24 protein-coding genes are annotated in these 25,365 nt (G+C 74.7%); 7 read left to right on the forward strand and 17 right to left on the reverse strand.

Features of this window, described 5'->3' with window-relative positions; all coding sequences use genetic code 11:
* Positions 1-146 precede the first annotated feature (146 nt).
* Positions 147-1,349 carry a kynureninase gene (gene kynU, locus ACFRAV_RS08125; RefSeq protein WP_382552619.1) on the reverse strand — a complete coding sequence of 401 codons (1,203 nt, stop codon included), beginning with the start codon at positions 1,347-1,349 and terminating at the stop codon, positions 147-149.
* The gene (locus ACFRAV_RS08130) at positions 1,342-2,181 is read right to left on the reverse strand and encodes a tryptophan 2,3-dioxygenase family protein (protein WP_382552621.1); all 840 of its coding nucleotides are present in this window, start codon (positions 2,179-2,181) and stop codon (positions 1,342-1,344) included. The genes kynU and ACFRAV_RS08130 overlap by 8 nt, the downstream gene beginning before the upstream one ends.
* 207 nt (positions 2,182-2,388) lie before the next feature.
* Here ACFRAV_RS08130 and ACFRAV_RS08135 point away from each other — a divergent pair, with 207 nt between their 5' ends.
* Positions 2,389-3,372, forward strand: coding sequence for an alpha/beta hydrolase family protein (locus ACFRAV_RS08135; protein WP_382552623.1), 984 nt, complete (start codon positions 2,389-2,391; stop codon positions 3,370-3,372).
* Positions 3,373-3,376: 4 nt separating this feature from the next.
* Complete coding sequence (locus tag ACFRAV_RS08140) at positions 3,377-4,600, forward strand: cytochrome P450 (RefSeq protein WP_382552625.1); 1,224 nt, start codon at positions 3,377-3,379, stop codon at positions 4,598-4,600.
* A 179-nt stretch (positions 4,601-4,779) separates the two neighbouring features.
* Here the strand turns inward: ACFRAV_RS08140 and ACFRAV_RS08145 are convergent, their stop codons facing one another.
* From ACFRAV_RS08145 to ACFRAV_RS08160, 4 genes are all read right to left on the reverse strand, one after another.
* Complete coding sequence (locus tag ACFRAV_RS08145; protein WP_382552627.1) at positions 4,780-5,163, reverse strand: STAS domain-containing protein; 384 nt, start codon at positions 5,161-5,163, stop codon at positions 4,780-4,782.
* A gap of 5 nt (positions 5,164-5,168) precedes the next feature.
* Entirely contained in the window at positions 5,169-6,611 is a 1,443-nt protein-coding gene (locus tag ACFRAV_RS08150) for a PP2C family protein-serine/threonine phosphatase (protein ID WP_382552629.1), read from the reverse strand.
* 158 nt (positions 6,612-6,769) lie between these two features.
* Positions 6,770-8,431 (reverse strand): ABC transporter permease, encoded by a 1,662-nt coding sequence (locus ACFRAV_RS08155; protein ID WP_382552631.1) that lies wholly within the window; start codon positions 8,429-8,431, stop codon positions 6,770-6,772.
* Positions 8,428-9,459, reverse strand: a complete 1,032-nt coding sequence (locus tag ACFRAV_RS08160) for an ABC transporter ATP-binding protein (RefSeq protein ID WP_382552633.1) — start codon at positions 9,457-9,459, stop codon at positions 8,428-8,430. The genes ACFRAV_RS08155 and ACFRAV_RS08160 overlap by 4 nt, the downstream gene beginning before the upstream one ends.
* Positions 9,460-9,545: 86 nt before the next feature.
* Between ACFRAV_RS08160 and ACFRAV_RS08165 the strand changes: the two genes are divergently transcribed.
* Positions 9,546-10,049 carry a GbsR/MarR family transcriptional regulator gene (locus ACFRAV_RS08165; protein WP_382552635.1) on the forward strand — a complete coding sequence of 168 codons (504 nt, stop codon included), beginning with the start codon at positions 9,546-9,548 and terminating at the stop codon, positions 10,047-10,049.
* A gap of 33 nt (positions 10,050-10,082) precedes the next feature.
* Here the strand turns inward: ACFRAV_RS08165 and ACFRAV_RS08170 are convergent, their stop codons facing one another.
* The 3 genes from ACFRAV_RS08170 to ACFRAV_RS08180 all read right to left on the reverse strand — a co-directional run bounded on the left by ACFRAV_RS08170 (position 10,083) and on the right by ACFRAV_RS08180 (position 14,231).
* Positions 10,083-11,804, reverse strand: a complete 1,722-nt coding sequence (locus tag ACFRAV_RS08170; RefSeq protein ID WP_382552637.1) for a hypothetical protein — start codon at positions 11,802-11,804, stop codon at positions 10,083-10,085.
* A gap of 179 nt (positions 11,805-11,983) precedes the next feature.
* On the reverse strand, positions 11,984-13,309 hold the full coding sequence (locus tag ACFRAV_RS08175) for a hypothetical protein (RefSeq protein WP_382552639.1): 1,326 nt from the start codon (positions 13,307-13,309) through the stop codon (positions 11,984-11,986).
* Between the two features lie 82 nt (positions 13,310-13,391).
* Positions 13,392-14,231: a diacylglycerol kinase gene (locus tag ACFRAV_RS08180; protein WP_382552641.1), complete on the reverse strand. Its 840-nt coding sequence runs from the start codon at positions 14,229-14,231 to the stop codon at positions 13,392-13,394.
* A gap of 202 nt (positions 14,232-14,433) precedes the next feature.
* Between ACFRAV_RS08180 and ACFRAV_RS08185 the strand changes: the two genes are divergently transcribed.
* On the forward strand, positions 14,434-15,720 hold the full coding sequence (locus ACFRAV_RS08185) for an adenylosuccinate synthase (RefSeq protein ID WP_382552643.1): 1,287 nt from the start codon (positions 14,434-14,436) through the stop codon (positions 15,718-15,720).
* A 33-nt stretch (positions 15,721-15,753) separates the two neighbouring features.
* On the opposite strand, the gene ACFRAV_RS08190 is transcribed toward ACFRAV_RS08185, so the two are convergent.
* Both ACFRAV_RS08190 and ACFRAV_RS08195 read right to left on the reverse strand, forming a co-directional pair.
* Complete coding sequence (locus tag ACFRAV_RS08190) at positions 15,754-17,307, reverse strand: ATP-binding protein (RefSeq protein WP_382552645.1); 1,554 nt, start codon at positions 17,305-17,307, stop codon at positions 15,754-15,756.
* A gap of 38 nt (positions 17,308-17,345) precedes the next feature.
* Positions 17,346-18,029, reverse strand: a complete 684-nt coding sequence (locus tag ACFRAV_RS08195; protein ID WP_382552647.1) for a response regulator — start codon at positions 18,027-18,029, stop codon at positions 17,346-17,348.
* A 122-nt stretch (positions 18,030-18,151) separates the two neighbouring features.
* Here ACFRAV_RS08195 and ACFRAV_RS08200 point away from each other — a divergent pair, with 122 nt between their 5' ends.
* From ACFRAV_RS08200 to ACFRAV_RS08210, 3 genes are all read left to right on the forward strand, one after another.
* Positions 18,152-18,850, forward strand: a complete 699-nt coding sequence (locus ACFRAV_RS08200) for a PepSY domain-containing protein (protein ID WP_382552649.1) — start codon at positions 18,152-18,154, stop codon at positions 18,848-18,850.
* Between the two features lie 424 nt (positions 18,851-19,274).
* Entirely contained in the window at positions 19,275-19,589 is a 315-nt protein-coding gene (locus tag ACFRAV_RS08205; RefSeq protein WP_351113676.1) for a DUF6191 domain-containing protein, read from the forward strand.
* Positions 19,590-19,593: 4 nt separating this feature from the next.
* On the forward strand, positions 19,594-20,013 hold the full coding sequence (locus tag ACFRAV_RS08210) for a DUF3151 domain-containing protein (protein ID WP_351113678.1): 420 nt from the start codon (positions 19,594-19,596) through the stop codon (positions 20,011-20,013).
* 222 nt (positions 20,014-20,235) lie between these two features.
* Here ACFRAV_RS08210 and ACFRAV_RS08215 read toward each other — a convergent pair whose 3' ends face one another.
* The 6 genes from ACFRAV_RS08215 to ACFRAV_RS08240 form a co-directional block, all read right to left on the reverse strand.
* On the reverse strand, positions 20,236-20,499 hold the full coding sequence (locus tag ACFRAV_RS08215) for a TM2 domain-containing protein (RefSeq protein ID WP_382552652.1): 264 nt from the start codon (positions 20,497-20,499) through the stop codon (positions 20,236-20,238).
* 231 nt (positions 20,500-20,730) lie between these two features.
* Positions 20,731-21,147, reverse strand: coding sequence for a DUF2752 domain-containing protein (locus ACFRAV_RS08220; RefSeq protein ID WP_382552654.1), 417 nt, complete (start codon positions 21,145-21,147; stop codon positions 20,731-20,733).
* Between the two features lie 34 nt (positions 21,148-21,181).
* Positions 21,182-22,204 carry a class II fructose-bisphosphate aldolase gene (fbaA, locus tag ACFRAV_RS08225; protein WP_351113688.1) on the reverse strand — a complete coding sequence of 341 codons (1,023 nt, stop codon included), beginning with the start codon at positions 22,202-22,204 and terminating at the stop codon, positions 21,182-21,184.
* A 229-nt stretch (positions 22,205-22,433) separates the two neighbouring features.
* Positions 22,434-22,982: an orotate phosphoribosyltransferase gene (pyrE, locus tag ACFRAV_RS08230; RefSeq protein WP_108956631.1), complete on the reverse strand. Its 549-nt coding sequence runs from the start codon at positions 22,980-22,982 to the stop codon at positions 22,434-22,436.
* Positions 22,983-23,058: 76 nt separating this feature from the next.
* A complete protein-coding gene (locus ACFRAV_RS08235) occupies positions 23,059-23,868 on the reverse strand; it encodes an aldose 1-epimerase (protein ID WP_382552657.1) in 810 nt (269 codons plus the stop codon).
* Positions 23,869-23,907: 39 nt separating this feature from the next.
* Positions 23,908-25,269, reverse strand: a complete 1,362-nt coding sequence (locus ACFRAV_RS08240) for an SRPBCC domain-containing protein (RefSeq protein WP_382552658.1) — start codon at positions 25,267-25,269, stop codon at positions 23,908-23,910.
* Positions 25,270-25,365: the final 96 nt, after the last annotated feature.

A 25,365-nucleotide genomic window follows, 5' to 3' on the forward strand; every position in this document is an offset into this window, starting at 1 on the left:
GTCGGCCACGCCCACACCCACACCCCCCCCCCCCCCTGCCCCCGCGGCCGGCCGTCCCCCCCCGGGCCGCGGCGCGCCCCGCCGCCGTAGCGCCCCGGGGGGGGGCGGACGGCGGCGGGCCGGTGGGCGATCCGGGCGCCGGGGTGTCAGCCGCGGAGGATCTCCCCGAGGATCCGGGCCGCGCGCTCGGCGTCGGAGAAGGTGACGTAGAGCGGGGTGAAGCCGAAGCGGAGGATGTCGGGCCGGCGGTGGTCGCCGACCACGCCGCGCGCGATCAGCTCGCGCATGACCTCGCCGGCCCCCTCGCACCGCAGCGAGACCTGACTCCCCCGCTCCCCGTGGAGCAGGGGCGTCACGCACTCCACGGACCCCTCGGGCACGTACGCGGCGACGCACTCGAGGAAGAAGTCCGTGAGCTCCAGCGACTTGCGCCGCACCGCGGCGACGTCCACGCCCTCCCAGACGTCCAGCGCCGCGTCGAGCGCGAGCAGCGACAGGATCTCCGGCGTGCCGACCCGGCCCCGCGCCGCGCCCTCGCCCGGGGCGTAGTCGGGGCGCATGCCGAACGGGTCGGCGTGCGAGTTCCATCCCGGCAGAGGCGTGTCGAACCGCTCCTGGAGGCCGCGGCGGACGTACAGGAAGGCCGGCGCGCCGGGCCCGCCGTTGAGGTACTTGTACGTGCACCCGACCGCCAGGTCGACGCCGTGCTCGTCCAGGTCCACCGGCAGCGCGCCCGCGCTGTGGCAGAGGTCCCAGACGGCGACCGCGCCCGCCGCGTGGACGGCCGCGGTCAGGGCGGGCAGGTCGTGCAGCCGCCCGGCCCGGTAGTCGACGTGGTTGAGCAGCACCGCGGCGGTCCGCGGGCCGAGCGCCGCCGGGACGTCCTCGGGGCGCACCGGGCGCAGCGCGCAGCCCGTCATCCGCGCCGCGGACCCGGCCACGTACCCGTCGGTGGGGAAGGTGGTGGCGTCGACCAGGATCTCGTCCCGTTCGACCGGCCCGTCGCCCTCACGGGCGATGCGGACCGCCGCGACCAGCGCCTTGAAGACGTTGACCGAGGTGGAGTCGCCCACCGTGACCTGCCCGGGCGCCGCGCCGACCAGGGGCGCGATCCGGTCGCCGATCCGCTCGGGCGCGTCCCACCAGCCGCTCTCGTCCCAGGAGCGGATGCGCAGCTCGCCCCACTGCCGCCGCACGACGTCCTGCATCCGCTCGGCGACGCCCACCGGGAGCGCGCCGAGCGAGTTGCCGTCCAGGTAGGTCACGTCGTCCAGCACGAAGCGCGACCGCAGCGCGGCCAGCGGGTCGGCGGCGTCCAGTTCCGTTGCTCGCGACAGGAGTTCAGACATGGCTGCGCGCCGTCCAGAGCTCGGGGAACACGGTGTTGCGGGCCCGCTTCTCCAGCCAGGCCACCCCGGCGGAGCCGCCGGTGCCGGTCTTGGCGCCCATCGCGCGGCGGGTGGCGACCAGGTGGTCGTTGCGCCAGCGCCAGACCAGCTCGGCCACGTCGGTCAGCGCCTCGCCGAGGCGGACCAGCGGGTCGTTCTGGTCGCGGGCGTAGAGGTCCGCCCACATCTGTTCGACCTCGGGCGAGGGTTTGTACTTCTCGCTGACGTCGCGCCGCAGCACCGCCTCGGGCACCGCGTGGCCGCCGCGCGCCAGGAAACGCAGCACCTCGTCGTAGAGCGAGGGCTCGTGGAGCGCCTTCTCCAGCTCGGCGTGGGCGCGCGGCGTGCCGCGGTGCGGGACCAGCATCGAGCGGGACTTGTCGCCGAGGAGGAACTCCAGGCGGCGGTACATGGCCGACTGGAAGCCGGAGCCCTCGCCGAGGGCCCCGCGGTAGGAGTTGAACTGCGCCGGGGTGAGCTGGCCGAGCGGGATCCAGGAGGCGTTGAGCGCCTCCAGCTCCCGCACGGACCGCTTGAGCGCGTCGGTCGCGGCCGGGACGTCGTCGCGGCGCAGGGCCTGGGAGGCCGTCTCCCACTCGTGGACGATCACCGTGAACCACAGCTCCATGACCTGGGTGGTCACCAGGAACACCATCTCGCCCGGGTCGTCCGAGCGCAGTTGCTGGAGGTGGGTCAGCACATCCGCCCGGACGTAGTCCTCGTAGGGCGTCGAGCCGTCGAACTCGAGATGCGGGGTCTCCGGCTCGTGGGTCTGCTGAGCCTGTCGGGACATCGCTGTCTCCTGCTGTACTCCGGGTAGCGGTCCGCCCCTGCCGATACCGGCACGGGGGCCCCGGTCCCCGTGGGCATCCTCCGCAATGTTCCCGCACTCGGGCAATACCCGCCCGACGAGACGCGTCCGACATCATCGTCCTCGACGCCCTGCGGACGGTCGCGGGGCGAGGGGCCGCGGGGCCCGCGGAGAGGTGGGAGCGAGCGCATGACCGACGAGGAGAGAACGGCCGCGGACGGGGCGGCCGGGAGTGGGACGACAGGAAGCGGGGCCAAGGGAAGCGGGGCCACGGGAAGCGGGGTCACGGGAAGCGCCGGGAGCCCGGCGGCCGACGGCGCGGCGGAGCGGGCGGCCGCCGAGGAGAGGTCGGCCCTCTCGCACGAGCCCGCCGCACCGGACGCGACCCGGGCCTACGGCGACCACCCGGACCAGATGGTCGACTTCTACGCCCCGCCCGCCGGGAGCGCCGGCCGGCGGCCCGCGCCGCTGGTCGTGGTGGTGCACGGCGGGGCCTGGCGGGCCCCCTACGACCGCCGGCACATCACCCCGTTCGCCGCCTTCATGGCCGGACGCGGCTTCGCGGTGGCCGTGCCCGAGTACCGCAGGGGCGGGTCGGCGGAGGGCGAGGCGGGGCGCTGGCCCGAGACCCTGGACGACGTGGCCGCGGCCTTCGACGCGCTGCCCCGCCTGGCGGCGGACGCGCTCGGCGAGCGGGCCGACCTCGGCCGCACGGTATGGACCGGGCACTCCGCCGGCGGGCACCTGGTGCTGTGGGCGGCCGCCCGGCACGTGCTCCCCGAGGGGAGTCCCTGGCGCACGGTGCGGCCGGCCCCGGTCCGCGGGGTGGTGGCGCTGGCGCCCATCGCCGACTTCTCGGTCGCGGGCGAGCTGGAGGTCTGCGGCGACGCCGCGCTGCAGTTCCTCGGCGGCCCCGGCCTCTTCGAGGAGCGCCGCCCGCACGCCGACCCGGTGCTGCTGCTGCCCAGCGGCATCGCCACCACCGTGGTGCAGGGACGCGAGGACGTCGACGTCCCGCCGGCCGTCGCCGAGTCGTACGCCGACGCGGCCGCCCGGGCGGGCGAGGCGGTGGGCCTGACCCTGCTGGACGGCGTCGGCCACTTCCCGCTGATCGACCCGGCCGCCGACGCCGCCGCCGTGGTGGCCGAGGAGATCGCCCAGCTGGCATGGTGATCCGATGACCGCACCCGCAGCCCTGCCCTTCTCCCCCGCCGACCCCGCCTTCGTCGCCGACCCGTACCCCGGGTACGCCGCACTGCGCGGGCGCGGCCGGGTGCTGTGGTGCGAGGAGACCGGCCAGTGGCTGGTCCCGCACCACGCCGACGTGTCGGCGCTGCTGCGCGACCGGCGGCTCGGCCGCACCTACCGGCACCGGTTCTCCCACGAGGAGTTCGGCCGCACCCCGCCGCCGCCGGAGCACGAGCCGTTCCACACCCTCAACGACCACGGGATGCTCGACCTGGAGCCGCCGGACCACACCCGGATCCGGCGGCTGGTCTCCCAGGCGTTCACCCCGCGCACCGTGGAGCGGCTGCGCCCCTACGTGACGGCGCTCGCCGGGGAGCTGGCCGGGCGGCTGGTGGACGCGGGCGGCGGCGACCTGCTGGCGGAGGTCGCCGAGCCGCTGCCGGTGGCGGTGATCGCCGAGATGCTGGGCGTCCCGGTGGCCGACCGGGCGCCGCTGCGGCCCTGGTCGGCGGCGATCTGCGGGATGTACGAGCTGAACCCGTCCGAGGAGACCGCGGCGGAGGCGGTCCGTGCCTCGGTGGAGTTCACGGACTACCTGCGGGAGCTGATCGCCGAGCGGCGCCGGCGGCCCGGCGGGGACGACCTGATCTCCGCGCTGATCGCCGCGCACGACGAGGGCGACCGGCTCACCGAGCAGGAGATGATCTCGACCTGCGTGCTGCTGCTCAACGCGGGCCACGAGGCCACCGTCAACGGCACCGGCAACGCCTGGGCGGCGCTCTTCGAGCACCCCGAGCAGCTTGCGGCGCTGCGCGCGGACCACGCGCTGGTGCCGTCCGCCGTGGAGGAGCTGCTGCGGTTCGACACGCCGCTTCAGCTGTTCGAGCGGTGGGTGCTGGAGGACGTCGAGATCGACGGGACGGTGATCCCGCGGGGCGCGGAGCTGGCCCTGCTGTTCGGGTCGGCCAACCGCGACCCGGCGGTCTTCGACCGCCCCGACCGGCTTCGGCTCGACCGGCGGGTCAACCCGCACATCTCGTTCAGCGCGGGCGTCCACTACTGCATCGGGGCCCCGCTGGCCCGGATGGAGCTGGCCGCGTCGATGACAGCGCTGCTGGAGCGGGCCCCGGGGCTCCGGCTCGCGGCGGAGCCGGCGCGGCGACCGAACCTGGTGATGCGGGGGCTCACGGAACTACGCGTCGAGACCCACTGAGCCGTACGGGTGCTCCGGGCGGGCCCGAGGTCCGCGGTCCGCCGAGGGCGGAGCCCATGACCCGCTGGGGCCTGCGTCCGACGACCGCGGAGTCCGGTGCACGCGACGGCCGCGGCGGCCGGGGCACGAGGCTGCGGAGTCCGGAGCACGCGGAGGCCGGGTCCGGCCGGGCGGAGGCGTCAGCCGACGATCTGTTCTCCGCCCGGGCGGGGGCCGACCGCGGCGATCGCGGCGGCGGCGGTCGGGTAGATGGCCAGGACCGTGTCCAGGCCGGTCAGCTTGAGCATCCGGTCCAGCCGGGCCGGGACGGAGGCGAGCGCCATGGCGCCCCCGGCGCCCTGGGCGGCGTGCCAGATGTTGATCAGCGCGTTGAGACCGGCCGAGTCGCAGAATCCGACCCCGGACAGGTCCAGGACGAGACGGCTACGGCCCTGCTCGATCAGGTCCAGCGCCCGGGAGCGGAGTATCGGCGCGGTGTGGAAGTCGATCTCACCGCCGACCGTGGCCACGGCCAGCGGACCGTGGGTCTCCTCCACGGTCAGGAGCAGCTCTTGCTCGGACACGTCGTTCAGTGCTCCTCGTCCGTAGCGTCCGTGGGCAAAGTCGTGGTGTGCGCGGTGGACGTCACGCCCGGCGTCTGCCGCTCGGCCTCCTCGGCGGTGGGCACCGAGAGCGCCAGGAGCGCGACGTCATCCTCCGCCCCTTCGGGCAGGGAGTCCAGCAGGTCCACGATGTCCTCCACGAGACCGGCGGCGCCACCGAGGCCCCGGCGGCGGGCCAGGAAGGCCGCCAGTCCCTCGTCACCGATCATCTGTCTGTCCTCGCCGGCCCGGGCCTCGATCAGCCCGTCGGTGTACAGGAGCAGCACCTCCCCCGGTGCCAGCACGACCGTACGGGATCGGAAGCGGGCCTCGGGGAGCGCCCCTATCAGCATGCCCCCTTCGAGCCCCACCGCGCTCACCCGGGGAACGCCGTCGGGGGAGGGACCCACGTGGTAGGCCGGCGGATGGCCGCCGGTGGCGATCTCCACCTCGAAGCCGCCCTCCTCACGCGGGGTGAGGACGCCGAAGATCGCGGTGCAGAACTTGCTGGTCAGGGCGTCGCCGAGAAGTGCCTGGTTGAGCGTGTCCAGCACGGCCACCGGGTCGGGCGCGTGGTGGGCGGCGGCGCGCAGCGTGTGCCGGGCCAGCGCGGTGACGGTGGCCGCGTCGGGGCCCTTGCCGCACACGTCGCCGAGCAGGAACGCCCAGCGGTCGCCGTCCAGCGGGAAGACGTCGTAGAAGTCGCCGCCCAGGTCGTGGACGGAGGCCGCGTGGTAGTGGCAGGCGAGCTCCAGGCCGGGCACGGCGGGCAGCGCGGGCGGGAGCAGGGTGCGCTGCAGGGTGCTCGTCAGGGACTCCAGCACCCGGCGGTCCCGCTCGGCGCGCAGCCGGGCGGCCCGCTCGTCCTCCACCTGGCGGACGACCGCCTGGCGGCGTTCCTGCTCGCGCCGCAGGGCGCGCAGCGCGGTCAGGCGCAGCTCCATCTCGTCCAGCACGATCGCCGCCAGGTCCTCCAGGGCCGCGACGTCCTCGGCGGAGAGGGTGCGGGGGCGGGTGTCGAGGATGTTGACGGTGCCCAGCTTGTGGCCGTCGGCGGTGACGATCGGCGCGGCGGCGTAGAAGCGGATCCCGAGCCCGCCGGTCACCATGGGGTTGCCCACGGCCAGCGGGTCCTGCCGGGTGTCGGGGATGACCAGCGGGCCGTCCCGCAGAAGGGCCAGGCCGCACAGGCCGTCCGCGCGGCTGATCTCGGTCACGTCGCCCAGTCCGTGCCGGGCCTTGAACCAGACCCGGTCGCTGTCGACGAAGGTCACCGCCGCGATGGGCACCTGGAACAGCCGGGCGGCGAGGCGGGCGACGCGGTCGAAGAATCCGTCGGGGGGCGTGTCGAGGATCTCGTAGCGGCGGACCGCCGCGAGTCGCGCGTACTCCGTGTCCGTATCCGGTCCCACGGCATTCTCTCGCAGCATGGGCCTGCTCGGTTCCTCGTTCTGGTCGTCGTTCGCCCGGTGGTCGCCGCCGGGCCGCCGACACGACGGCGGCACCGGAACCCCCAGGCTAGACGAGCCTGGGGGTTCCGGTGCCGTGAAGATCGTCCCGGCATCGTCGCCAGGCCCGCTCCGGACCTCTACTTGGTCTCCAGATCCCTGCGGCGGAAACCCGCGATCCCGGTCACACACAGCGCGGCGGCCACCAGGGTGAGCACCAGCACCGGCGTCCACTCCATCGGGGCGGCGGGAAGCTGCGGCACGTGTCCGAGCGGCGAGAGGTCGCCGGCCCATTCGGGGAACTGCAGGATCTCCCCGAGGTAGCCGACCGCGAAGGCGTACAGCGGGACCACCCAGGCCAGCGCCGTCGCCCGGGGCAGCCAGCCCAGCAGCACCAGGGCGACGCCCGCCGCGGTCCACAGCGCCGGCACGTGGACCAGGGCCGCGGCGATCAGGTCGCCGGTCATCGCGTGGTCACCGGTGGCCGCCGCGGCGGCGAGCCCGAAGCCGAGCCCCGCCAGCAGCTGGGTCAGCACGGCCCCCAGCAGGGCGACGGCCAGGTGGCCGCCCAGCCAGGCGGTACGGGAGAGCCCGGTGGTCAGCAGGGCCTCGGCCCGGCCGCCGGTCTCCTCGCCGCGGGCGCGCAGGGTGGCCATCACCACGAAGACCATGGAGACCACCGAGATCACCACCATCACCATCGACGCGAAGGACTCCGCGAGGGTGGCCCCGCCGATCTCGGCCAGCGCCTGCTGGATCTGCTCGACGCTGCCGAGCATGTCCTCGATGTCGCCGATGATCGACCCGTACATCGCCCCCATCACGAAGAGCCCGGCGCAGAAGCCCGCCAGCAGTCCGCGCTGAAGGCGCAGCGCCAGGCCGAAGGGGCTGGTCAGCGCGCGGGAGGCGGTGGCGCGACCCAGCCGGGTGGGCCGCAGTCCGGCGCCGACGTCGCGCCGGGAGGAGAGCGCGAACCCGGTCGCCGCGCAGGCGGCGGCGACGGCCAGGCAGAGCAGCAGCGGCCACCAGCGGTCGTCGACGAACGGGTACGAACGCTGGGCCCAGCCGATCGGGGAGGCCCAGGAGAGCGCGTCGGTGCTCCCGCTGTCACCGGCCGCTCGCAGGATGTACGCCGCGCCGATCACCGCCAGCGCGAGACCCGAGGCCCCTCGGGTGGAGGAGCTGACCTGGGCGGTGATCGCGGCGACGCCGGCGAAGACCAGGCCGATCGCGGCGTGGGCGGCCCCGTAGACCAGCGCGCCGCCCATGCCGACGGACTCGAGGCCCAGCCCGGTCAGGCTCACGGCGAGCAGCAGGGCGAGCGCCAGGTTGGTGAGGAGCGCGAGGGTGAGCGCGGCGGCGAGCTGGGCGTGACGGCCGATGACGGTGGAGCGGACCAGTTCGGCGCGGCCGGTCTCCTCCTCGTCGCGGGTGTGCCGGGTGACGATCAGGACGCTCATCAGGCCGACCAGCACGCCCATGAAGCCGATCATCTCGTGGCTGAGCATCGCGCCGTGGGTGTAGTGGTCCAGGAAGTGCCGCGGGCCGGTCATGGCGAGCGCGGCGGGCGTGGCCATGGTCTTCGCGGTGCTCGCCCGGGCCTCGGGCGAGTCGTAGAGCGTGGCGTAGCTGTTGGCGGTGGAGACGGTGGTGACCACCAGGGCCGCCAGCCAGACCGGCAGCCGCAGGCGGTCCCGGCGCAGCGCGAAGCCGAGCAGGGCGCCGGTGCCGGTGAACGGGGCGCGCGGGGCGGCGGCGGGGGCCGCGGTCGCCCCGGCGGACGGGGCGGCGGTGGCCGTCATCGCGCCTCGCCGCCCTTCGCGTCCGCGGCGGGGGCGGGGGTCGCGTGGCCGGCGGCGGCGGTGTCGCCGCTGTCGGTGTCCACGGCGTCGGTGTCGGCGTCGGCGTCGGTCCCGTTCCGGTGCCCGTTGGCGGCGAGCTCGTCACCGTAGTGGCGGAGCATCAGCTCCTCCAGGGTGGGCGGGTGGCTGACCAGGGCGCGGATGCCGGACTCCCCGAGGACACGCACCGCGGCGTCGATGCGACCGCCGTCCACCGCGAACCGCACCCGCGTGCCGTCGGTGTGCAGGTGGTGCACACCCTCCAGCGCGTCGAGCCCGGTGACCGGCCGCTCCGTCTCGGCCTCGACGGTGGTGCGGGTGAGGTGGCGCATCTCGGCGAGGGTGCCGGACTGCACCGTGCGGCCGCGCCGGATGATCGACACCCGGTCGGCCAGCTTCTCCACCTGGGCCAGGATGTGGCTGGACAGCAGCACCGTACGCCCGGCCTCCTTCGCCTCCCGGACCACGTCCTGGAAGACGACCTCCATCAGCGGGTCCAGGCCGGAGGTGGGCTCGTCGAGCAGCAGCAGCTCGGCGTCGGAGGCCAGCGCGGCGACGATGGCGACCTTCTGCCGGTTGCCCTTGGAGTAGGCCCGGCCCTTCTTGCGCGGGTCCAGGTCGAACCGCTCGATCAGCTCGTCCCGGCGGCGCCGGTCGATGCCGCCGCGCAGCCGCGAGAGCAGGTCGATGGCTTCGCCGCCGCTCAGGTTGGGCCACAGCTCCACGTCGCCCGGCACGTAGGCCAGCCGCCGGTGCGCCTCGACGGCCCGGTCCCAGGGGTCGAGCCCGAGCACGCGCACGGCGCCGGCGTCGGCCCGCAGCAGCCCGAGCAGGACCCGCAGGGTGGTGGACTTGCCGGCGCCGTTGGGGCCGAGGAAGCCGTGGACCTCTCCGGTGCGGACGGACAGGTCGAGTCCGTCGAGGGCACGGGTGGCGCCGAACGACTTCTGGAGTCCGGAGACCTCGATGGCGAGGGAATCCTGTGTCATGCTCCCGAAATTACGCTTCCTTCAGAAACTTGTGAAGTTAAGGAAACGTATAAACTAGGGACCATGGCACGAGAGCGAGGTCGCGCATGACGGAGGCCGGGGCGTCCCCGAAGGACCGTGACCCGGAGGCGGTGTCCCGGTTCGTGGAGCTCTTCGCGGGCCAGCTCACCGACGCCGGGATGGCCCGGATGCCCGCGCGGGTCTTCGCCGCGCTGCTCGCCTCCGACGACGGCGTCCTCACCTCGGCCGAGCTGGGCGAGCAGCTGGTGATCAGCCCCGCCGCGGTCTCCGGCGCGGTGCGCTACCTCTCCCAGACCCGCCTGGTCTCCCGCGAGCGGGAGCCCGGCTCCCGGCGCGAGCGCTACCGGGTCCACAACAACCAGTGGTACGAGGCCATCGCCAACCGCGAGGGGATGCTGCGCCTGTGGCAGTCCGCCCTGCGCGAGGGCATCACCGCCGTCAGCCCCGGCTCCCCCGCCGAGGAGCGGCTGCGGGAGACCCTGGAGTTCTTCGAGTTCATCGAGGTCGAGCTGACCGCCATGATGGAGCGCTGGCGGGAGAAGCGGGAAGCCGCCGACGGCGTGCGCTGACGCCGCCGGCCCCGCTCATGGCGTCGGCCCCGCTCACGGCGTCGCGGTGACCGCGAGCAGCCCCCGGCGGTCCAGGCCGTCCCGGCCCACCTCCTCGAAGACGCCGACGGGCCAGAGCACGAGGTCGCCGATCACCGGCACGACCGGCGCCGCCTCCCCGGCCGGACCGTGCAGCTCCACGGTCCCGGTCGGCGCGGGCAGCCCCGCCCAGGGGTGACGCTTCGTCCCGGGCGCCTGCACCTCCAGCAGCCCTTCCGCGCGGGCCTCGTCCCCTCCGTCCTCGGGGAAGACGACGAGCAGCAGGCGCTGTGCCTCCGCCCTCGGCCGCGGCGCCATGGGCAGCAGGACGTACCGGCGACGCCGGGGGCGGGGCGCGGCCGCGACGGCCCGAAGGGCTCGCACGGCAGGGAGACGGCGGTACAGGGTCCAGCCGCTCCAGGCCGCGGAGAGCGCGAGAAGGCCGAGGAGGACCGGGGACCGGGACCACGCGGGCGCCGTGGGCAGGAGGACCAGCAGGCAGAGCAACAGCAACAGCGCGCCCAGTTGCACGGACAGCCAGCCGAACAGCTCGCCCTCGCCCGCGCTCAGCCGCAGCCCGCGCACCCGCCACCAGGGCGAGGTCCGCCAGTCCCGCTCCGGTATCGCCGGCTCCGCATGCGGCATGAGACGTTCGGCCCGTGCCACGACGCCCGCATGGTCGAGGGAGAGCCGCTGTGCGGGGGAGAGCGAGTGCCCCGCCGACGCCCGGCCGTCGGCCTTTCCCGCGGCGGCCTTCTCGGCAGGCGCCGTCCCTGGCGCGGACGCCCTCACCATGTCCGGCTTCACCAGGTCCGGCTCGGGAGCGGACGGCCGATGCCCGGTGACCTCGACGGCCCGCCGCCAGCGACGCAGATGGAACACCCGTCCGGCCACCGCGCCGACGAGCGCCAGCGGCATCAGACCGAGGCTCGCATGGCCGAGACCGTCGGCGACGTCGCTCAGCGGGGGCGGCCCCGGGCGTTCCTGGTAGTGATCGTTGTAGAGGACCGCGGGGCCCGGCCACCGGTGGACGACCTGGCCGGTCTCGAAGTTGCGCAGGGCGGCATCACCGCCCTCGTCGCAGTGGTACGACTCCTCGCGCTCCTCACCCGTGAACGGGTCGTCGAAGCGGACGACGCAGTGTCCGCCCGGCCCTCGGTCGAGAACCGTCAGCCCCACTTCGGCGTCGTCGGTCCTGCTTCCGATAACCGCGAGGAGGAAGCACCCCACTCCCAGCAGCAACACCCACCGGAACACCCGTCGGCGCCGCACCGCCGGCCGCACGTCCGTCAGCAGCCGACCGGGCAGCACCCGCACCTCGGGCACCGCGGCCACCCGCCGCAGACGCCTCCCCCGCGCGGGGAGCGCCAGGCGGAACTGGTTGCCCCCTGGCGGCGACACCACCACACCGAAGCGGGGATCGCCGGCCGCCCACAGCACCTGTTGACCGCGCACATCGACCTGCTGCCCCCACGGCAGGCCCACGACGAGCGGCCACAGCTCACCGCGTTCCTCGACGTCGAGCACCACGGTCGGCCGGAGCCGCGCTCCCTCGACCCGCACCACGCGCCGCTCGTGCCAGGGGTGGTGCGCCAGCAACACCCCCATGCGGGCGGCCCGGTGGAAGTACGTGCCACCCACCAGGAGCAGGCCGAGCCCCATCGCGACGGGCGTCCAGGTGACGTCCAGCAGACCCAGGACCACGCCCACCAGACAGGCGCCCACTCCGCCCACCATCTGCTGCAGTGCCCGCCTGCGGTACTCCCCGCACGCGGCTCTGGTCGCAGCCGACTCCCACGCCGCAGCCCCGTGTTCCATCCCCCACCGCACTCTCGTCCCACCCTGTAAGCGACGCGCGGACGTTACCGTCCGCCTCACCCGCTCGGGAAGACTCGGGCCACGCCCCCGCCGGCCGCTCAGGACGCGGCCACACCGTCCAGCAGCCCCCCGCGGTCCCGGCCGTCCGGGCCGGCCTCCTGGTAGCGGCCCGCCGGCCACAGCACCGTGCCGCCGATGCTCGGGACCACCACCGCGCCCTCGTCCGAGGCGTCCAGCCACCCCCGCAGCTCCACCGTTCCGGTGGGCGCGGGCAGTCCGGTCAGGGGGCGGCTCCCCGACCCTGGCGCGTACACCTCCAGCACCCCCTCGGGCAGATCGTCCTGCCCGCCGGACGCCGGGTACACCACGAGCGTCACCGTCCACGCCCGTCCCTCCCGCCCCGGGCAGTCCGCCAGCAGGACGTACCGGCGCTCCACGGCGGCCGCCGCCGCGGCGGCGGCGGCGAGGACCCGCCTGAGGTGCGGGACCCTGCCCCGCACGTGCCGGACGGCGAAGGCGACGGCCAGGATCCACAGCAGCAGGGTGAAGCACCCCCTGACCACCTCGGTCCCGTCGAGCAGGCCCACCACCCCGAGCAGCGTGGGCGCCAGGCTGCCGAGCCCCAGGCACACGTCACTCACCCCGGACAACCGCCGCAGCCCTCGCACGCGCCACCAGGGCGCCTGCCGCACGTCCGCTTCCGGCACGACCGCCCCGGCCGGATCCCCGGCACGGCGTTCGGCGACGGCCGCGAGGCGCGCGTAAGTGAGCGCCGCCGCATCCCGGCAGGCCGCCCCGCCGGGCGCGACGGCGGGTGGCCGGGGCCCGGCCGGCGACCGGTCCGTCACCAGCCGCCCCGGCAGCGCCCGTACCTCGGCCGCCGCGGCCGTTCGTCGCAGACGACGCCCGCGTGCGAGCACGGCCCGGTGGTGCACCTCGCCGCCGCGTGGGGAGAGGACCACCCCTCCGACACGGGGATCCCCCGCCGCCCACACCACCGCGGCACCGGACAGCGCACCCGCGGACGAACAGGTCAGCGGCCACAGTTCGCCGTACTCCGGGGCCTCGAGCAGCAGGGCCGACGCTGCCGCACCCCTCACCCGGACGATGCGACGCGGACGCCACGGGTACCGCTCCAGCACCGTCCGGACCCGGCCTGCGTCCCGGAGGAAGACGGCGGCCACCACCAGGAGGCAGACCCCCCAGGTCACCGCGTAGGTCTCCACCTCCGCGGCGGCGGCCCCGGCCCACGCCCGCAGCGCGGCCGCGGCCAGGCAGGTCACCCCGCCGACGGTCAGGAACCACCGGCCCATGGTCCGGTTCCGCGCCAGCCTCTTCCTGGTCGCCGGCAGCAGCAGTGCCGCCCTCTCCTGCGCCGTGCCCGGCGGTTCTCCCGCCCCCACGGCCTCGCACCCGTTCTCCATGCCGTCCCGCCCCCGCATTCCGGCCCCACCCCGTGTTCGACGCGCGGGACGATACAGACCCGGGCGTCACCCGGGAAGCGGGTCACCGGGGAAGGATCAGCCCCCAGGCCCCCGCCCTGACCGTCCAGGTGCGGGTGCGCACGGGACCCGCGACGGTGGCGTCTGCGCGGTAGCGGAAGTCGGCGCCGGAGACGGTGACCGTGCGGGCGGCGGCCTGCAGCGGCGCGGCCTCCGCGCCCACCGAGACGGGGCGGACCTCGACGTCCGCGCGACCGGTGCGGCCCGGGGTGACGGTGACCGCGCGGACCGGCTGGTCCAGGTCGACCAGGGTCGCGCCGTCGGTCTCCACCCGCAGACGGGACGGCCCCGCCCCGGCCGCCCCGGCCGCCTCCGCCGCGGCCCGCGACTGCCGGGCCAGCGCACTCACCAGGGACCGGTACCGGCGCCGGGCCGGCCGCTCGCCCCGGTGCGGGGCCGCGTCCGCCGCCGGGATCCGCAGCTCCCCGAGCACCAGCCCGCCCGCGTCGTCCGCCAGCAGGTCGAGGCGCCGCACCGATCCGTCCAGCACCGCCCGGGCCGCCGCCACCGTGCCGAGCGGCACGCCGAGCGACCGGGCGACCGCGAGGGCACCCGGACGGCCCCCCACCGGCACCACCGCCAGCGCGCACCCGTCCAGCTCGCCGTGGCGCTCCAGCACGGTCACCGCCCGCAGCAGCGCGTGGTCGTCGCCGACCACCACCGGCCGCCGCGAACCCCGGCGTTCCAAGGCCCGCGCGAACTCCTCCCGCCCCTCCGGCAGGCACCACTTCACCCGCGCGCCGGCACACAGGACGTCCTTGGCGATCCGCACGGACTCGCCGTCCGTACGGCGGGCGGACGGGTCGACGACCACCAGAAGCTGCTCCGAAGCCACCTCGGTCATGCCTCGCTTCCTCGGGTCCTCGGGTAGCATCTTTGTGCAAGAGCCCCTTGCGCCGCGTTCCTCGTGCCAGGGGCTTCGTCTATTCCGGGGCAACCGGTCCGACGGGAACCGCGGCCGACGAGGGCCGCCGGGCGCACGAGGCACATGGTCGTGCCGCGCGCCCCGACCCAGGACATGCCCCACCCGGAAGGGGTGTACGCCTGTGCCCGCACTTGTGCTGCTCGGTGCTCAGTGGGGTGACGAGGGCAAGGGAAAGGCCACCGACCTGCTCGGCGGCTCCGTGGACTACGTGGTGCGTTACCAGGGCGGCAACAACGCCGGCCACACGGTCGTCGTGGGCGACCAGAAGTACGCGCTGCACCTGCTGCCGTCCGGCATTCTCTCCCCCAACTGCGTTCCGGTCATCGGCAACGGCGTCGTCGTCGACCCCTCGGTGCTGCTCTCCGAGCTGAGCGGTCTCAACGAGCGGGGCGTCGACACGTCCAAGCTGCTGATCAGCGGTAACGCACACATCATCACCTCGTACAACGTCACGTCGGACAAGGTGAGCGAGCGGTTCCTGGGCAAGCGCAAGATCGGCACCACCGGTCGCGGCATCGGCCCCACCTACGCCGACAAGATCAACCGCACCGGCATCCGCGTCCAGGACCTGTACGACGAGTCGATCCTCCAGCAGAAGGTGGAGGCCGCGCTCGAGGTCAAGAACCAGATGCTGACCAAGCTCTACAACCGCCGCGCCATCGCCACCGACCAGGTGGTCGAGGAGCTGCTGGGCTACGCGGAGCAGCTGCGTCCGTACGTCGCCGACACGGTCCTCGTCCTCAACAAGGCGCTGGACGAGGACAAGGTCGTCCTCTTCGAGGGCGGTCAGGGCACGCTGCTGGACATCGACCACGGCACCTACCCGTTCGTCACCTCCAGCAACCCGACGGCCGGCGGCGCCTGCACCGGCGCCGGCGTGGGCCCGACGCGGATAAACCGTGTCATCGGCATCCTGAAGGCCTACACCACGCGTGTCGGCTCGGGGCCGTTCCCGACGGAGCTGTTCGACGAGGACGGCGAGGCGCTGCGGCGCATCGGCGGCGAGCGCGGCGTCACCACCGGCCGTGACCGGCGCTGCGGCTGGTTCGACGCGGTCATCGCCCGGTACGCAACGCGGGTGAACGGCCTGACGGACTTCTTCCTCACCAAGCTGGACGTGCTCACCGGCTGGGAGCAGATCCCGGTCTGCGTCGCCTACGAGATCGACGGCCGGCGGGTCGAGGAACTGCCGTACTCCCAGAGCGACTTCCACCACGCGAAGCCGATCTACGAGTACCTGCCCGGCTGGAGCGAGGACATCAGCAAGGCGAAGTCCTTCTCCGACCTGCCGAAGAACGCGCAGGCGTACGTGAAGGCGCTGGAGGAGATGTCCGGCGCCCCGATCTCCGCGATCGGCGTCGGCCCCGGCCGCGACGAGACGATCGAGATCAACTCCTTCCTCCAGTAGGCGGCGCGCCCACGCCCCGGTCGGCCCTCGTGGTCACCGGGGCGTTCGCGTACCCGCGCCGCCGTGCCCCGTCCCCTCCCCGGCGGGTCCGGCCAGCGGCAGGCGGACCGTGAGGAGCGCCCCACCGCCCCCGGCCCCGCCGAGCGAGACGGTCCCGCCGTGCAGGGTCACGATCTCCCGGACGATCGCCAGCCCCAGACCGGCGCCCCCGTCGTCCCGGGCCCGGGCGTCGTCCAGCCGCACGAAACGCTCGAAGACCCTCTCCCGCTCGTCCTCGGGGACGCCCGGCCCGTCGTCCTCGACCGACAGCACCGCCCAGCCCCGGGCCCGGGCCCGGGCCCCGTCCGCGGCCCGTCCGGCGTCCGCGACCCGTGCGGCGTCCGCGGCCTGTCCGGTCTCCGCGGCCCGTCCGGCGTCCGTCGCACCCGTCGACTCGGTGCGCACCCGCACGACGACCCGATGCCGGGCGTGGCGCTCGGCGTTGTCCAACAGGTTGGCCAGCACCCGCCCCAACTGCCCGGGGCTCCCCTCCACGACCGCCTCCTCCAGCTCCGCGGCGCGCACCCGCTCCGGGCGACGTGCCGTCTCCTCACGCACCAGCCCGGCGAGGTCCACCCGCACGGCGCGCGCCCCCTCCCCCGCGTCGAGGCGGGCGAGCAGCAGCAGGTCGACGGCCAGGTGCTGGAGCCGCACCACGTCCTCCAGCAGTTCGCCGGCCTCGAGCAGCTCCGGATGTACCTGGGCGACCTCCACCTGGGTGCGCAGCGAGGCGATCGGGCTGCGCAGCTCGTGCGAGGCGTCCGCGACGAAGCGGCGCTGCCGCTCGACCGACTCCTGGAGGGCCTCCAGGGTGCCGTTGGTGGTGATCGCGAGCCGGGCCACCTCGTCGCGCGAGGACGGCACCGGCACTCTGCGGGACAGGTCACGGCTGCCGGTGATCTCCGCCAGCTCGGCCCGGATGCCCTCCACGGGGCGCAGCGCGTGGCGGGTGACCAGCCAGGTCACCGCCCCGACGACGAGCAGCAGCGCGGGCAGGCCGACCAGCATGGCCCGTACCGTGCCGGTCACCGCCAGCTCCTGGACCGCCAGCGACGACCCCGCGTAGACGGTCACCGGCGTCCCGTCGGCCGTCTCGGCGCGCAGGGCGGCGACGGTGAAGTGGGCTCGGCCGTCGGCGTCCTCCGGGTCGGCGGTCGCCTCCCCCTCGTCGTCGACCGGCAAGGAGACCCGGGTGACGACGGGATCGTCGTCACGGTCGTCGTCACCGGCGTCGTCGCCGTCGCCATGGCCGGGGTCGGGGCGGGCGGCGGCGCTCATCGGCGGGGCGCCGTCGAGGGCGTCGCTGGAGGCGAGGACCTTGCCGTCGTCGGCGACGACCTGCACCGGGTCGTCGGTGTCCAGCCCGGCCGCGTCCTTGGGCGAGCGGTCCACCGCGACCTGGACGGCGACCTCGCGGGCCCGGGACTCCGCGACCAGCCGCGTGTTGTCGGTCAGACCGCCGCGGAGGGCGTCGACCACCGCCAGGCCCGCGAGGACCAGGGCGAGCGCGACGACGCCGGTGGCACCCAGGGCGGTACGGGCACGCACCGACGAGAACCACCTCCGTCTCCGTGCTGTCACCGCTGTCACGGCGTCCCTCCGTCGCGCTCCAGCCGGTATCCGGCGCCGCGCACCGTGATGATCGAACGGACCCCGAAGGGGGCGTCGATCTTGCGGCGCAGCGTGCTGACGTAGACCTCCACGATGTTGGGGTCGCCGTCGTAGGCGAAGTCCCACACGTGCTCGAGGATCTCGCTCTTGGAGACCACCTCACCGGCCCGCAGCGCCAGCTGCTCCAGGACGGCGAACTCCCGTGCGGTGAGGGCGATCTCCTGCTCCCCGCGCCGCACCCGCTGCGCTCCCGGGTCGACCTCGAGGTCGCCGATCCGCAGGACGGGGACGCCGCCGCGGGTGCGGCGGCGCAGCAGGGCGCGGATCCGTGCGAGGAGGACCACGTAGGAGAACGGCTTGGTGAGGTAGTCGTCGGCCCCGGTGTCCAGCCCCTCGGCCTCGTCGTACTCGCCGTCCTTGGCCGTGAGCATCAGGATCGGCCGCTCGTCGCCGGACGCCCGCAGGGCCGAGCAGACCCGGTAGCCGTTCATGCCGGGCAGCATGATGTCCAGGACGATCAGGTCGTAGGGGTGCTCCTGGGCCAGGTGCAGGCCCTCGACGCCGTCGTGCGCGACGTCCACGGCGAACCCCTCGGCCGCCAGTCCCCTCCGCAGGGCGGCGGCCAGGCGTCGTTCGTCCTCCACGATCAGCAGGCGCATGCCGACAAGGGTCGCAGAGCCTCCCTGAAGGGCTCTTCAGCTTCCTTCAGCACCCGTTCAGCATCGCCGGTCCACCGTGGTGTCCGTCGAGAACACCGGACCGACTCCTCAGGAGGAACCCCATGAGCTCCGCCGACCGTGCCCCGTCCCGCCGCCGCGCCGCCCTCGCCGCCCTGGTGGCCGCCGCCCTCGTCGGCGCCGGCACCGTTGTCGCCGTCGCCGCCTCCGGTGACGACCGCGACCCGGCCGCCACCTCTTCCTCCGCCCGCCCGGACGGAGGGGACCGTGACGACGACCGCGACGAGGGCCGCGACGGGGGCCGCGCCGACGAGGGGACGGCCGGCGCGGCGGCCGCGAAGACCGACGTGCGCGCCGCCGTCACCGCGGCCCTGGCGAAGACGAAGGGCGTCGTGGCCTCGGCCGAGTTCGACGACGACGGTGACCGGTCCGTCTGGGAGGTCGAGGTCGTCGGCAAGAACGGCGCCGCCACGGAGGTGCTGGTCGACCCCGACGACGGCACCGTGCTCGACAGCACCCGCGACAAGGACGACGACACCGACGACCGCGACGAGGACCGCAAGGAGGCCGCCGCCCTCCGCAAGGCCGGCACCGACGCGGGGGCGGCCGCCGCGGCCGCCGCGAAGAAGGTCCCCGGCACCGTTGTCTCGGTGGACTTCGAGCACGACGGCGACGACGACCGCAGCGGCGCACCGGTCTGGGAGGTCGAGGTGACCGGCAAGGACGGCAAGGAGCACGAGGTCCTCGTCGACGCGGGCACCGGAAAGACGACCGTCGGCGCGGACGACGACCGCGAGGACTGACGCGAGCCTCGGCACAGTGCCCGCCGCCGGGTGCCCGCCCCACGGGGCCGACACGCGGCGGCCGCTGCGCGGTGGCAGAGGGCCGGCGGTCGGCACGCGGAGCCGGGGCGCGGCAGCCTCTGCGCGATCGGTGGCCTGCGCGCGACGGCCGGCACGCGGGCCCGAGAGGCGGCGATCAATACTCGGGGCCGCTGCGCGGCATGGGGCGCGGGACCGACACGGCAGTCGCAGCGCGGCAGTCGGCACGCGGACTGGGACGCGGGGACGCCGCACAGGGCCGCCGCACGGGACCTGCACGCCGCAGCCGGAGCGCGGGGCCGGCCCGGGACGTCCCCGGCCGACCCACGGGGCCACACCGCGCCCCGGGGCGTCCCCGTACCCGCAGACCTTCCGGCCCGGGTGCCGCCGGGGGGACACTGGCGGCATGGGTTTCGCGGTGTTCATGACGCTGCCGGGGCTGGTCATCGCGCTGACCGTGGTCGCCTTCCTCGACCAGGCGCTGCTCCGCGCCGGGCGCGCGGGGCTGCTGCCCTGGCGCAACCCGGCCCGCACCGGGCAGATATCGGCGACCGGGTTCGAACAGCTGCACGCCACCCTCTCGCCGGGCAAGTCGCACGAGCTGAAGGAGCGGCAGACCTCCCTGCTCCTGCGGGACGACGAGGACGACTCCGCACCCCCGCACCGCACCACCGTCGACCTGACCTCCGGCACCGCCGTCGTCCGCCTTCCGGCAGACTGAGGGCATGACGGAACACAAGAACCTGCTCGGCGGCCCCGAGCCGACGTACCTCCCGGAGAACGAGGACGCGTACCGGATGCTCGCCGATTCCGCGAGCCCCGCCGAGGTCGCCGCCGCGCACCCCACGTTCTCGCTCGCCTGGGCGATGCTCGCGGACGACGCCTTCGAGGCGGGCCGCGCCGTGGAGTCCTACGCCTACGCCCGCACCGGTTACCACCGCGGCCTGGACCACCTGCGCCGCGCCGGCTGGAAGGGCCACGGCCCGGTGCCGTGGAGCCACCGCGCCAACCGCGGGTTCCTGCGCTGCCTGGCCGCCCTGGCCCGCGCCGCGGAGGCCATCAAGGAGACCGACGAGGCCGAGCGCTGCCGCAAGTTCCTCCAGGACAGCGACCCGCAGGCGTACGACGAGCTGAAGTCGGCCTAACGCCTCCGGCTCAGCCGGGTGAAATGAGGGGACTCCGCGCGCCGAACGGCTCGCGGACTCCCCTCACTTCGTTCACCACTCCATGCCCTCGTGCCCTTCCAGCTCCGCCGCCGCGGCACCAAGAGCCCGGCCGTGGGCCGCCGGCCCGCGCACCACAACGCCCCGCCGCGGACGCGACGGGGCGAAGGGCACGGCGGGGCGGGCGCCGGGCGCCCTGCCGGATCAGCCGCGCAGCGGGCGGCCCTGCTTGTCGGTGCGGTCGTTGCTGGTGAAGAAGAGGATGGCGTCGACGAGCGCCCAGATGCCGAGGCCGCCGCAGGTCAGCAGCTGGGCCACGCCCACGCCGACCGAGCCGACGTAGAAGCGGCCGATGCCCAGACCGCCGAGGAACAGCTGGAGGACGCCGGCGACGATCTTCGACTTGTCGGAGTACGGGCGGCCGAGGTGGTCGACGCCGTAAGGGGCCTCGGGCGTGGGGTTGGTCATGGGTCACTCCTGAGCGGTGGCGAACGAGTGCCGGCGCACAGGGCGCCGGTGGATGAACAGGAGGAACCCCCAGCGGCACGGACGGACGTCCGGGCATGCGCGATGATCTTCCCCCCCGGGACCACGAAGCCTAGATCCCGGTGCGCCCCCTGGGTACACGCTGTGGTGAACGTGTCAAAGTCGTGACCTCGACGAGACCCTGACGGAGTTTCAGATTCCACTCCGCGGGCATCAGAACAGATTGCGGACGACCGTCCAGGCGAGCGCGGTCAGCAGGATCGCCGCCTGGGTCCGTGTGCTCAGGTTCGGCCGCCAGCGCCGCCCGCGCAGTCCTTCGACGGCCCAGCGGCCCAGCATCACCAGCGCGAGGGGGGCGGCCAGCAGCAGCACCCGGTTGTCCAGCCAGGCCTGCGCGAAGTGACCGTGCATCAGGTCGTAGACCATGCGGCTCGCCCCGCAGGCCGGGCAGAGCAGCCCGGTGGCCCAGTTGACGGGGCAGCGCGGCAGGAACTGCCCCGCCTGGTGCGGGTCGGTGACGTACAGGTACGCCGCCCCGACGACGCCGGCGGCGAACACCGCGAGGGGTGCCGCCGCCGGACGCCGGAACAGGCGGGCGACGCGGTCCGCGGGAGACGACAGCCTGCTCACGACTCCCCGGACCTTCGCACGCCGCCCCGATCCCTTACTTGATCTTCGTGCCCGCCGAACGCAGGGCCTGGCAGGCCTCGACGATGCGGCCGGCCATGCCCGCCTCGGCCAGCTTGCCCCAGGTGCGCGGGTCGTAGGTCTTCTTGTTGCCGACCTCGCCGTCCACCTTCAGCACGCCGTCGTAGTTGCGGAACATGTGGTCCGCCACCGGACGGGTGAACGCGTACTGGGTGTCGGTGTCGAGGTTCATCTTGACGACGCCGTTGTCCAGCGCGGTGGCGATCTCCTCGGCGGTGGAGCCGGAGCCGCCGTGGAAGACGAAGTCGAACGGGTCGGCCTTGCCGAAGCGGGCGGCGACGCCCTCCGCGAGGTCCTTCAGCAGGTCGGGGCGGAGCACCACGTTGCCCGGCTTGTAGACGCCGTGCACGTTGCCGAAGGAGGCGGCCAGCAGGTAGCGGCCCCGCTCGCCCAGACCCAGCGCCTCCGCGGTGCGGATCGCGTCGTCGACCGTGGTGTAGAGGGAGTCGTTGATCTCGTGCGTGACGCCGTCCTCCTCGCCACCGGTCGGGGTGATCTCGACCTCGAGGATGATCTTCGCGGCGCGGGCGCGCTCCAGCAGCTCCTCGGCGATGGCCAGGTTGTCGGCGAGGGTCTCCGCCGAGCCGTCCCACATGTGCGACTGGAAGAGCGGGTTGCGGCCGCCCTTCACGCGCTCCTCGGAGACCGCCAGCAGCGGACGCACGTAGCCGTCCAGCTTGTCCTTGGGGCAGTGGTCCGTGTGCAGGGCGACGGTGACGTCGTACTTCTCCGCCACGATGTGCGCGAACTCGGCCAGGGCGACGGCGCCGGTGACCATGTCCTTGCTGTACTGGCCACCCGCGAACTCGGCGCCGCCGGTGGAGATCTGGACGATGCCGTCGCTCTCCGCCTCGGCGAAGCCGCGCAGGGCCGCGTGCAGGGTCTGGGAGGAGGTCACGTTGATGGCCGGGTAGGCGAACTTGCCTGCCTTCGCCCGGTCGAGCATCTCGTTGTAGACCTCGGGGGTTGCGATGGGCATCCTGTCCGCTCCTTGGTGGTTCTGCGGGTTTTGTCCTTGCCAGCCCTGACCTTGGTGACGTCGTCGTCGGGGCCCATCCTTCCAGACGCGGGCGCCGGCCCGGACGCGCGTCTCGGACAGTGGCGCCCGCGCCGGGCGTACCGGCTGTTTCCGGGCGGGGTGTGCCCGGTTTTCCATGTCACAGGGTGAAGAACGGGCACACCCCCCACGGCGCGACCCCGCGACACTGTCAGTCCAGGCCGAGGTCGTCCTTGGAGTAGGCGAAGCGGTAGGGGACGCCGGCCTTGTCCTGGATGATCTCCGCGGCGCCGGTGGCGCGGTCGACGATCGTCACGACGGCGACGACCTCCGCGCCGGCCTCCCGGACCGCCTCGACGGCGGTCAGCGGCGAGCCGCCGGTGGTGGAGGTGTCCTCGACGACCAGCACGCGGCGGCCCGCGATGTCCGGACCCTCGACCCGCTTCTGCAGACCGTGCGCCTTGGCCGCCTTGCGGACCACGAACGCGTCCACGGTCCGGCCGCGCGCGGCGGCCGCGTGCAGCATGGCGGCGGCCACCGGGTCGGCGCCCATGGTCAGGCCGCCCACCGCGTCGAACTCCAGGTCCTCGGTGAGGTCCAGCAGCACCTGGCCGACCAGCGGGGCCGCCGTGCCGTCCAGGGTGATGCGGCGGAGGTCGATGTAGTAGTCGGCCTCCAGCCCGGAGGAGAGGGTCACCTTGCCGTGCACCACGGCCTTGTCCTTGATCTGCTGCAGCAGCTCGCCGCGAACGTCGCTCATGGCCGCAAGCCTAGTTCGCCCCGCCGAGGGGACCTCACAGCCGTCGCTTAGCCCGGACGCGGGGCCCCGGAGGGCTTCACAGCCGTCGCCAGCTCCAGGTGGTGGTGGCCTCCAGCGGCTCCAGCGGCGTGACCAGGCGGGGAGCGGTGTTGAGCCCGTTGGGCGGGCCGGTCTGCGGCTCGACGCACAGGGCGGCGTCCTGCTCGTCGTAGAGCACGACCCACTTCTCCGGGCTGGTCACCCGCAGCTCCAGCCGCTCGGGCCACACGACGGCGACGTCCACGCCCTCGGGCATGCCGAAGCAGTCGTCCCACGGACCGGGCAGCGGCTTCTCCAGGCGGCGGCCGGTGGGGAGGTGGTCCTCGCCGCGCTCCTCCTGCCAGGCGGCGGAGAACTCCAGCCGCGCGCCCTCGCCGCCTCCGAGCGGGCCCTCGAGGGTCCGGTTGAACCAGGGGTGCCAGCCGAGCTGCGCCGGGAAGGAGGACGCGTGGGCCTCGATCGCGAGGGTGAGGGTCAGCGACTCCTCGGTGAGGGCGACCACCTGGGTGAGGCGGGCCGGGTAGGGCCACGGGTCGGTGAGGTCGAGGGTGATCACCGCCTCGTCCGTCTCCTTGCGCGCGGTGCGCCAGGCGTGGTCGCGGGCGGTGCCGTGGATGGCGTGCGGCGGGGCGTTCAGCGGCATCTGCTGGGTGGTGCCGCCGTCGAGGAACCGCCCGTCGCGGATCCGGCCGCACCAGGGGGCCATCGGGAAGCAGCCGTACCGCACCCCCTCGCGCAGGAGTTCGACGCCGCCGATGCGCAGGCTGGTGATCCGTCCGCCGTTGCGGGGGCTGACGGTCGCCTCCGCGTCGCCGGCGGTCAGGGTGAAGTCGTCATGGGTGCTCACGGCCTACGACCCTACTGGGGCCGACGCCCGGCCGCGCGATCACCGGTGGCGGCGCAGGGCCCGGGTGACGGCGATCGCCCCGGCGGCCACGGCGAGCGCGGCGGCGGCGGGGGCCGCCCAGCGCAGGGTCCGGTCCGCCACGCCGGACTGCGGGGCGGGCACGGGGGCGTACCGCCCGCGCGGCGGAGCGTGGTCGACCTCCTCGGCGCTGCGGCCGATCATCGTCCGCCGGGCCTGGGCGGGGTCGGCCATGGCGTCGCCGTCGGGGTCCTCCGGGAACAGCGCGGCGTCGCCGCCGAGGCCGTCACCGTCCGGGGCGTCGTCCTCGTCCTCGCCGTCCGCGTCCTCGTCGAAGTCGGACTCGGGGTCCAGCGACGGGGGCGGCACCGGCACGTCGAACACGGACGCCCGCCCCGGGGCACCCGACCCGCCACCGCCGTCGGCGTCGGCGTCGACCTCGGTCTCCGCGCCGTCCGCGTCGCCGCCGTCCGCGTCCGCCTCCTGGGCCTCAGCGGCTCCCGTGTCGGTGTCCGCGTCTGCGCCGGACTCCCCGTCGGCATCGGCGTCCGCCTTCGCGGCGGCCTGGGGCTCACTGCTGTCGGGGGCCTCGCCGCCCGCCTGGTCGGCAGCGGCCGCGTCGGCCTCGCCCGCGGCGGTGTCCGTCCCGGCCCCGTCACCGTCACCCTCGACGGGAGTCCCGTCGGCCCCGTCACCCTCCGCGGAGTCGGCCGGGGCCGCGCCTTCACGCTCACCGGAGGCCCCGGCCCCGTCGCCGTCACGCGCGGCGGGGGTCTCGCCGGCCGGGCCGGTGGGCGGTTCGGCGGGGGAGGCGTCGTCGGCGTCGGGGCGGGCGTCGAAGTCGCCGTCCGCGCCGGGGGCGAACTCGGGGACCAGGGGCTCGCCCGCGCCGGGGATGACCTCCTCGTGGCCGTCGCTCGTCACCGTCGCACTCCCCTCCGCCGGGCCGTCCGCGTCGTTCCCCCCCTGCCCCGGGAGGTCCTCGGCGAACCGTTCCAGCAGGCGGACCAGGGCCCCGTGCACGGCGTCGGGCTCGAAGCCGGTGATGCGCCCGGTCGCGGTGCCGGAGGCCGCGAAGTGGAGCACCGTCCCGTCGGACCGCGGGCGCAGGGCCAGGCGGACGGTCGCGCGGACCGTGCCGTCGCCGCGAGCCTCGCCGCCCTCCGCCTCGGCCGTGAAGGCGTCGTCGGCCCGGCGGGCGACGTCCAGCGAACCGCGGTACGTCACGCTGCTGCCGGCGACCCGCAGCTTGAGCCGGCCGGCGACGCCCTCGGCCGCGGCGTCCCGCTGGAAACCGTGGAGGGCCCGGGCGACCCGTTCGGGGTCGGCGAGCGCGGCGGCCAGGTGGTCGGCGGGGACCGGAACGAACACCTCATGCTCCATGGGCCCCGACACTACCGAGGGGAGCGCGAACCGCACCCCCGGCGAAAGCCGATTGGCACACCTTTTCCACGCCCAGGGCGGGCACGGAGGGCCGCC

The organism is Streptomyces sp. NPDC056600, from assembly GCF_042792855.1.
Lineage (GTDB): Bacteria > Actinomycetota > Actinomycetes > Streptomycetales > Streptomycetaceae > Streptomyces.

Excerpts from the sequence above, each read along its gene's own strand:
- kynU (WP_382552619.1), bottom strand. The coding sequence starts at position 1,349 with ATGTCTGAACTCCTGTCGCGAGCAACGGAACTGGACGCCGCCGACCCG.
- ACFRAV_RS08130 (WP_382552621.1), bottom strand. The coding sequence starts at position 2,181 with ATGTCCCGACAGGCTCAGCAGACCCACGAGCCGGAGACCCCGCATCTC.
- ACFRAV_RS08135 (WP_382552623.1), top strand. The coding sequence starts at position 2,389 with ATGACCGACGAGGAGAGAACGGCCGCGGACGGGGCGGCCGGGAGTGGG.
- ACFRAV_RS08140 (WP_382552625.1), top strand. The coding sequence starts at position 3,377 with ATGACCGCACCCGCAGCCCTGCCCTTCTCCCCCGCCGACCCCGCCTTC.
- ACFRAV_RS08150 (WP_382552629.1), bottom strand. The coding sequence starts at position 6,611 with ATGCTGCGAGAGAATGCCGTGGGACCGGATACGGACACGGAGTACGCG.
- ACFRAV_RS08155 (WP_382552631.1), bottom strand. The coding sequence starts at position 8,431 with ATGACGGCCACCGCCGCCCCGTCCGCCGGGGCGACCGCGGCCCCCGCC.
- ACFRAV_RS08160 (WP_382552633.1), bottom strand. The coding sequence starts at position 9,459 with ATGACACAGGATTCCCTCGCCATCGAGGTCTCCGGACTCCAGAAGTCG.
- ACFRAV_RS08165 (WP_382552635.1), top strand. The coding sequence starts at position 9,546 with ATGACGGAGGCCGGGGCGTCCCCGAAGGACCGTGACCCGGAGGCGGTG.
- ACFRAV_RS08170 (WP_382552637.1), bottom strand. The coding sequence starts at position 11,804 with ATGGTGGGCGGAGTGGGCGCCTGTCTGGTGGGCGTGGTCCTGGGTCTG.
- ACFRAV_RS08175 (WP_382552639.1), bottom strand. The coding sequence starts at position 13,309 with ATGGAGAACGGGTGCGAGGCCGTGGGGGCGGGAGAACCGCCGGGCACG.
- ACFRAV_RS08180 (WP_382552641.1), bottom strand. The coding sequence starts at position 14,231 with ATGACCGAGGTGGCTTCGGAGCAGCTTCTGGTGGTCGTCGACCCGTCC.
- ACFRAV_RS08195 (WP_382552647.1), bottom strand. The coding sequence starts at position 18,029 with ATGCGCCTGCTGATCGTGGAGGACGAACGACGCCTGGCCGCCGCCCTG.
- ACFRAV_RS08200 (WP_382552649.1), top strand. The coding sequence starts at position 18,152 with ATGAGCTCCGCCGACCGTGCCCCGTCCCGCCGCCGCGCCGCCCTCGCC.
- ACFRAV_RS08205 (WP_351113676.1), top strand. The coding sequence starts at position 19,275 with ATGGGTTTCGCGGTGTTCATGACGCTGCCGGGGCTGGTCATCGCGCTG.
- ACFRAV_RS08210 (WP_351113678.1), top strand. The coding sequence starts at position 19,594 with ATGACGGAACACAAGAACCTGCTCGGCGGCCCCGAGCCGACGTACCTC.
- ACFRAV_RS08215 (WP_382552652.1), bottom strand. The coding sequence starts at position 20,499 with ATGACCAACCCCACGCCCGAGGCCCCTTACGGCGTCGACCACCTCGGC.
- fbaA (WP_351113688.1), bottom strand. The coding sequence starts at position 22,204 with ATGCCCATCGCAACCCCCGAGGTCTACAACGAGATGCTCGACCGGGCG.
- pyrE (WP_108956631.1), bottom strand. The coding sequence starts at position 22,982 with ATGAGCGACGTTCGCGGCGAGCTGCTGCAGCAGATCAAGGACAAGGCC.
- ACFRAV_RS08240 (WP_382552658.1), bottom strand. The coding sequence starts at position 25,269 with ATGGAGCATGAGGTGTTCGTTCCGGTCCCCGCCGACCACCTGGCCGCC.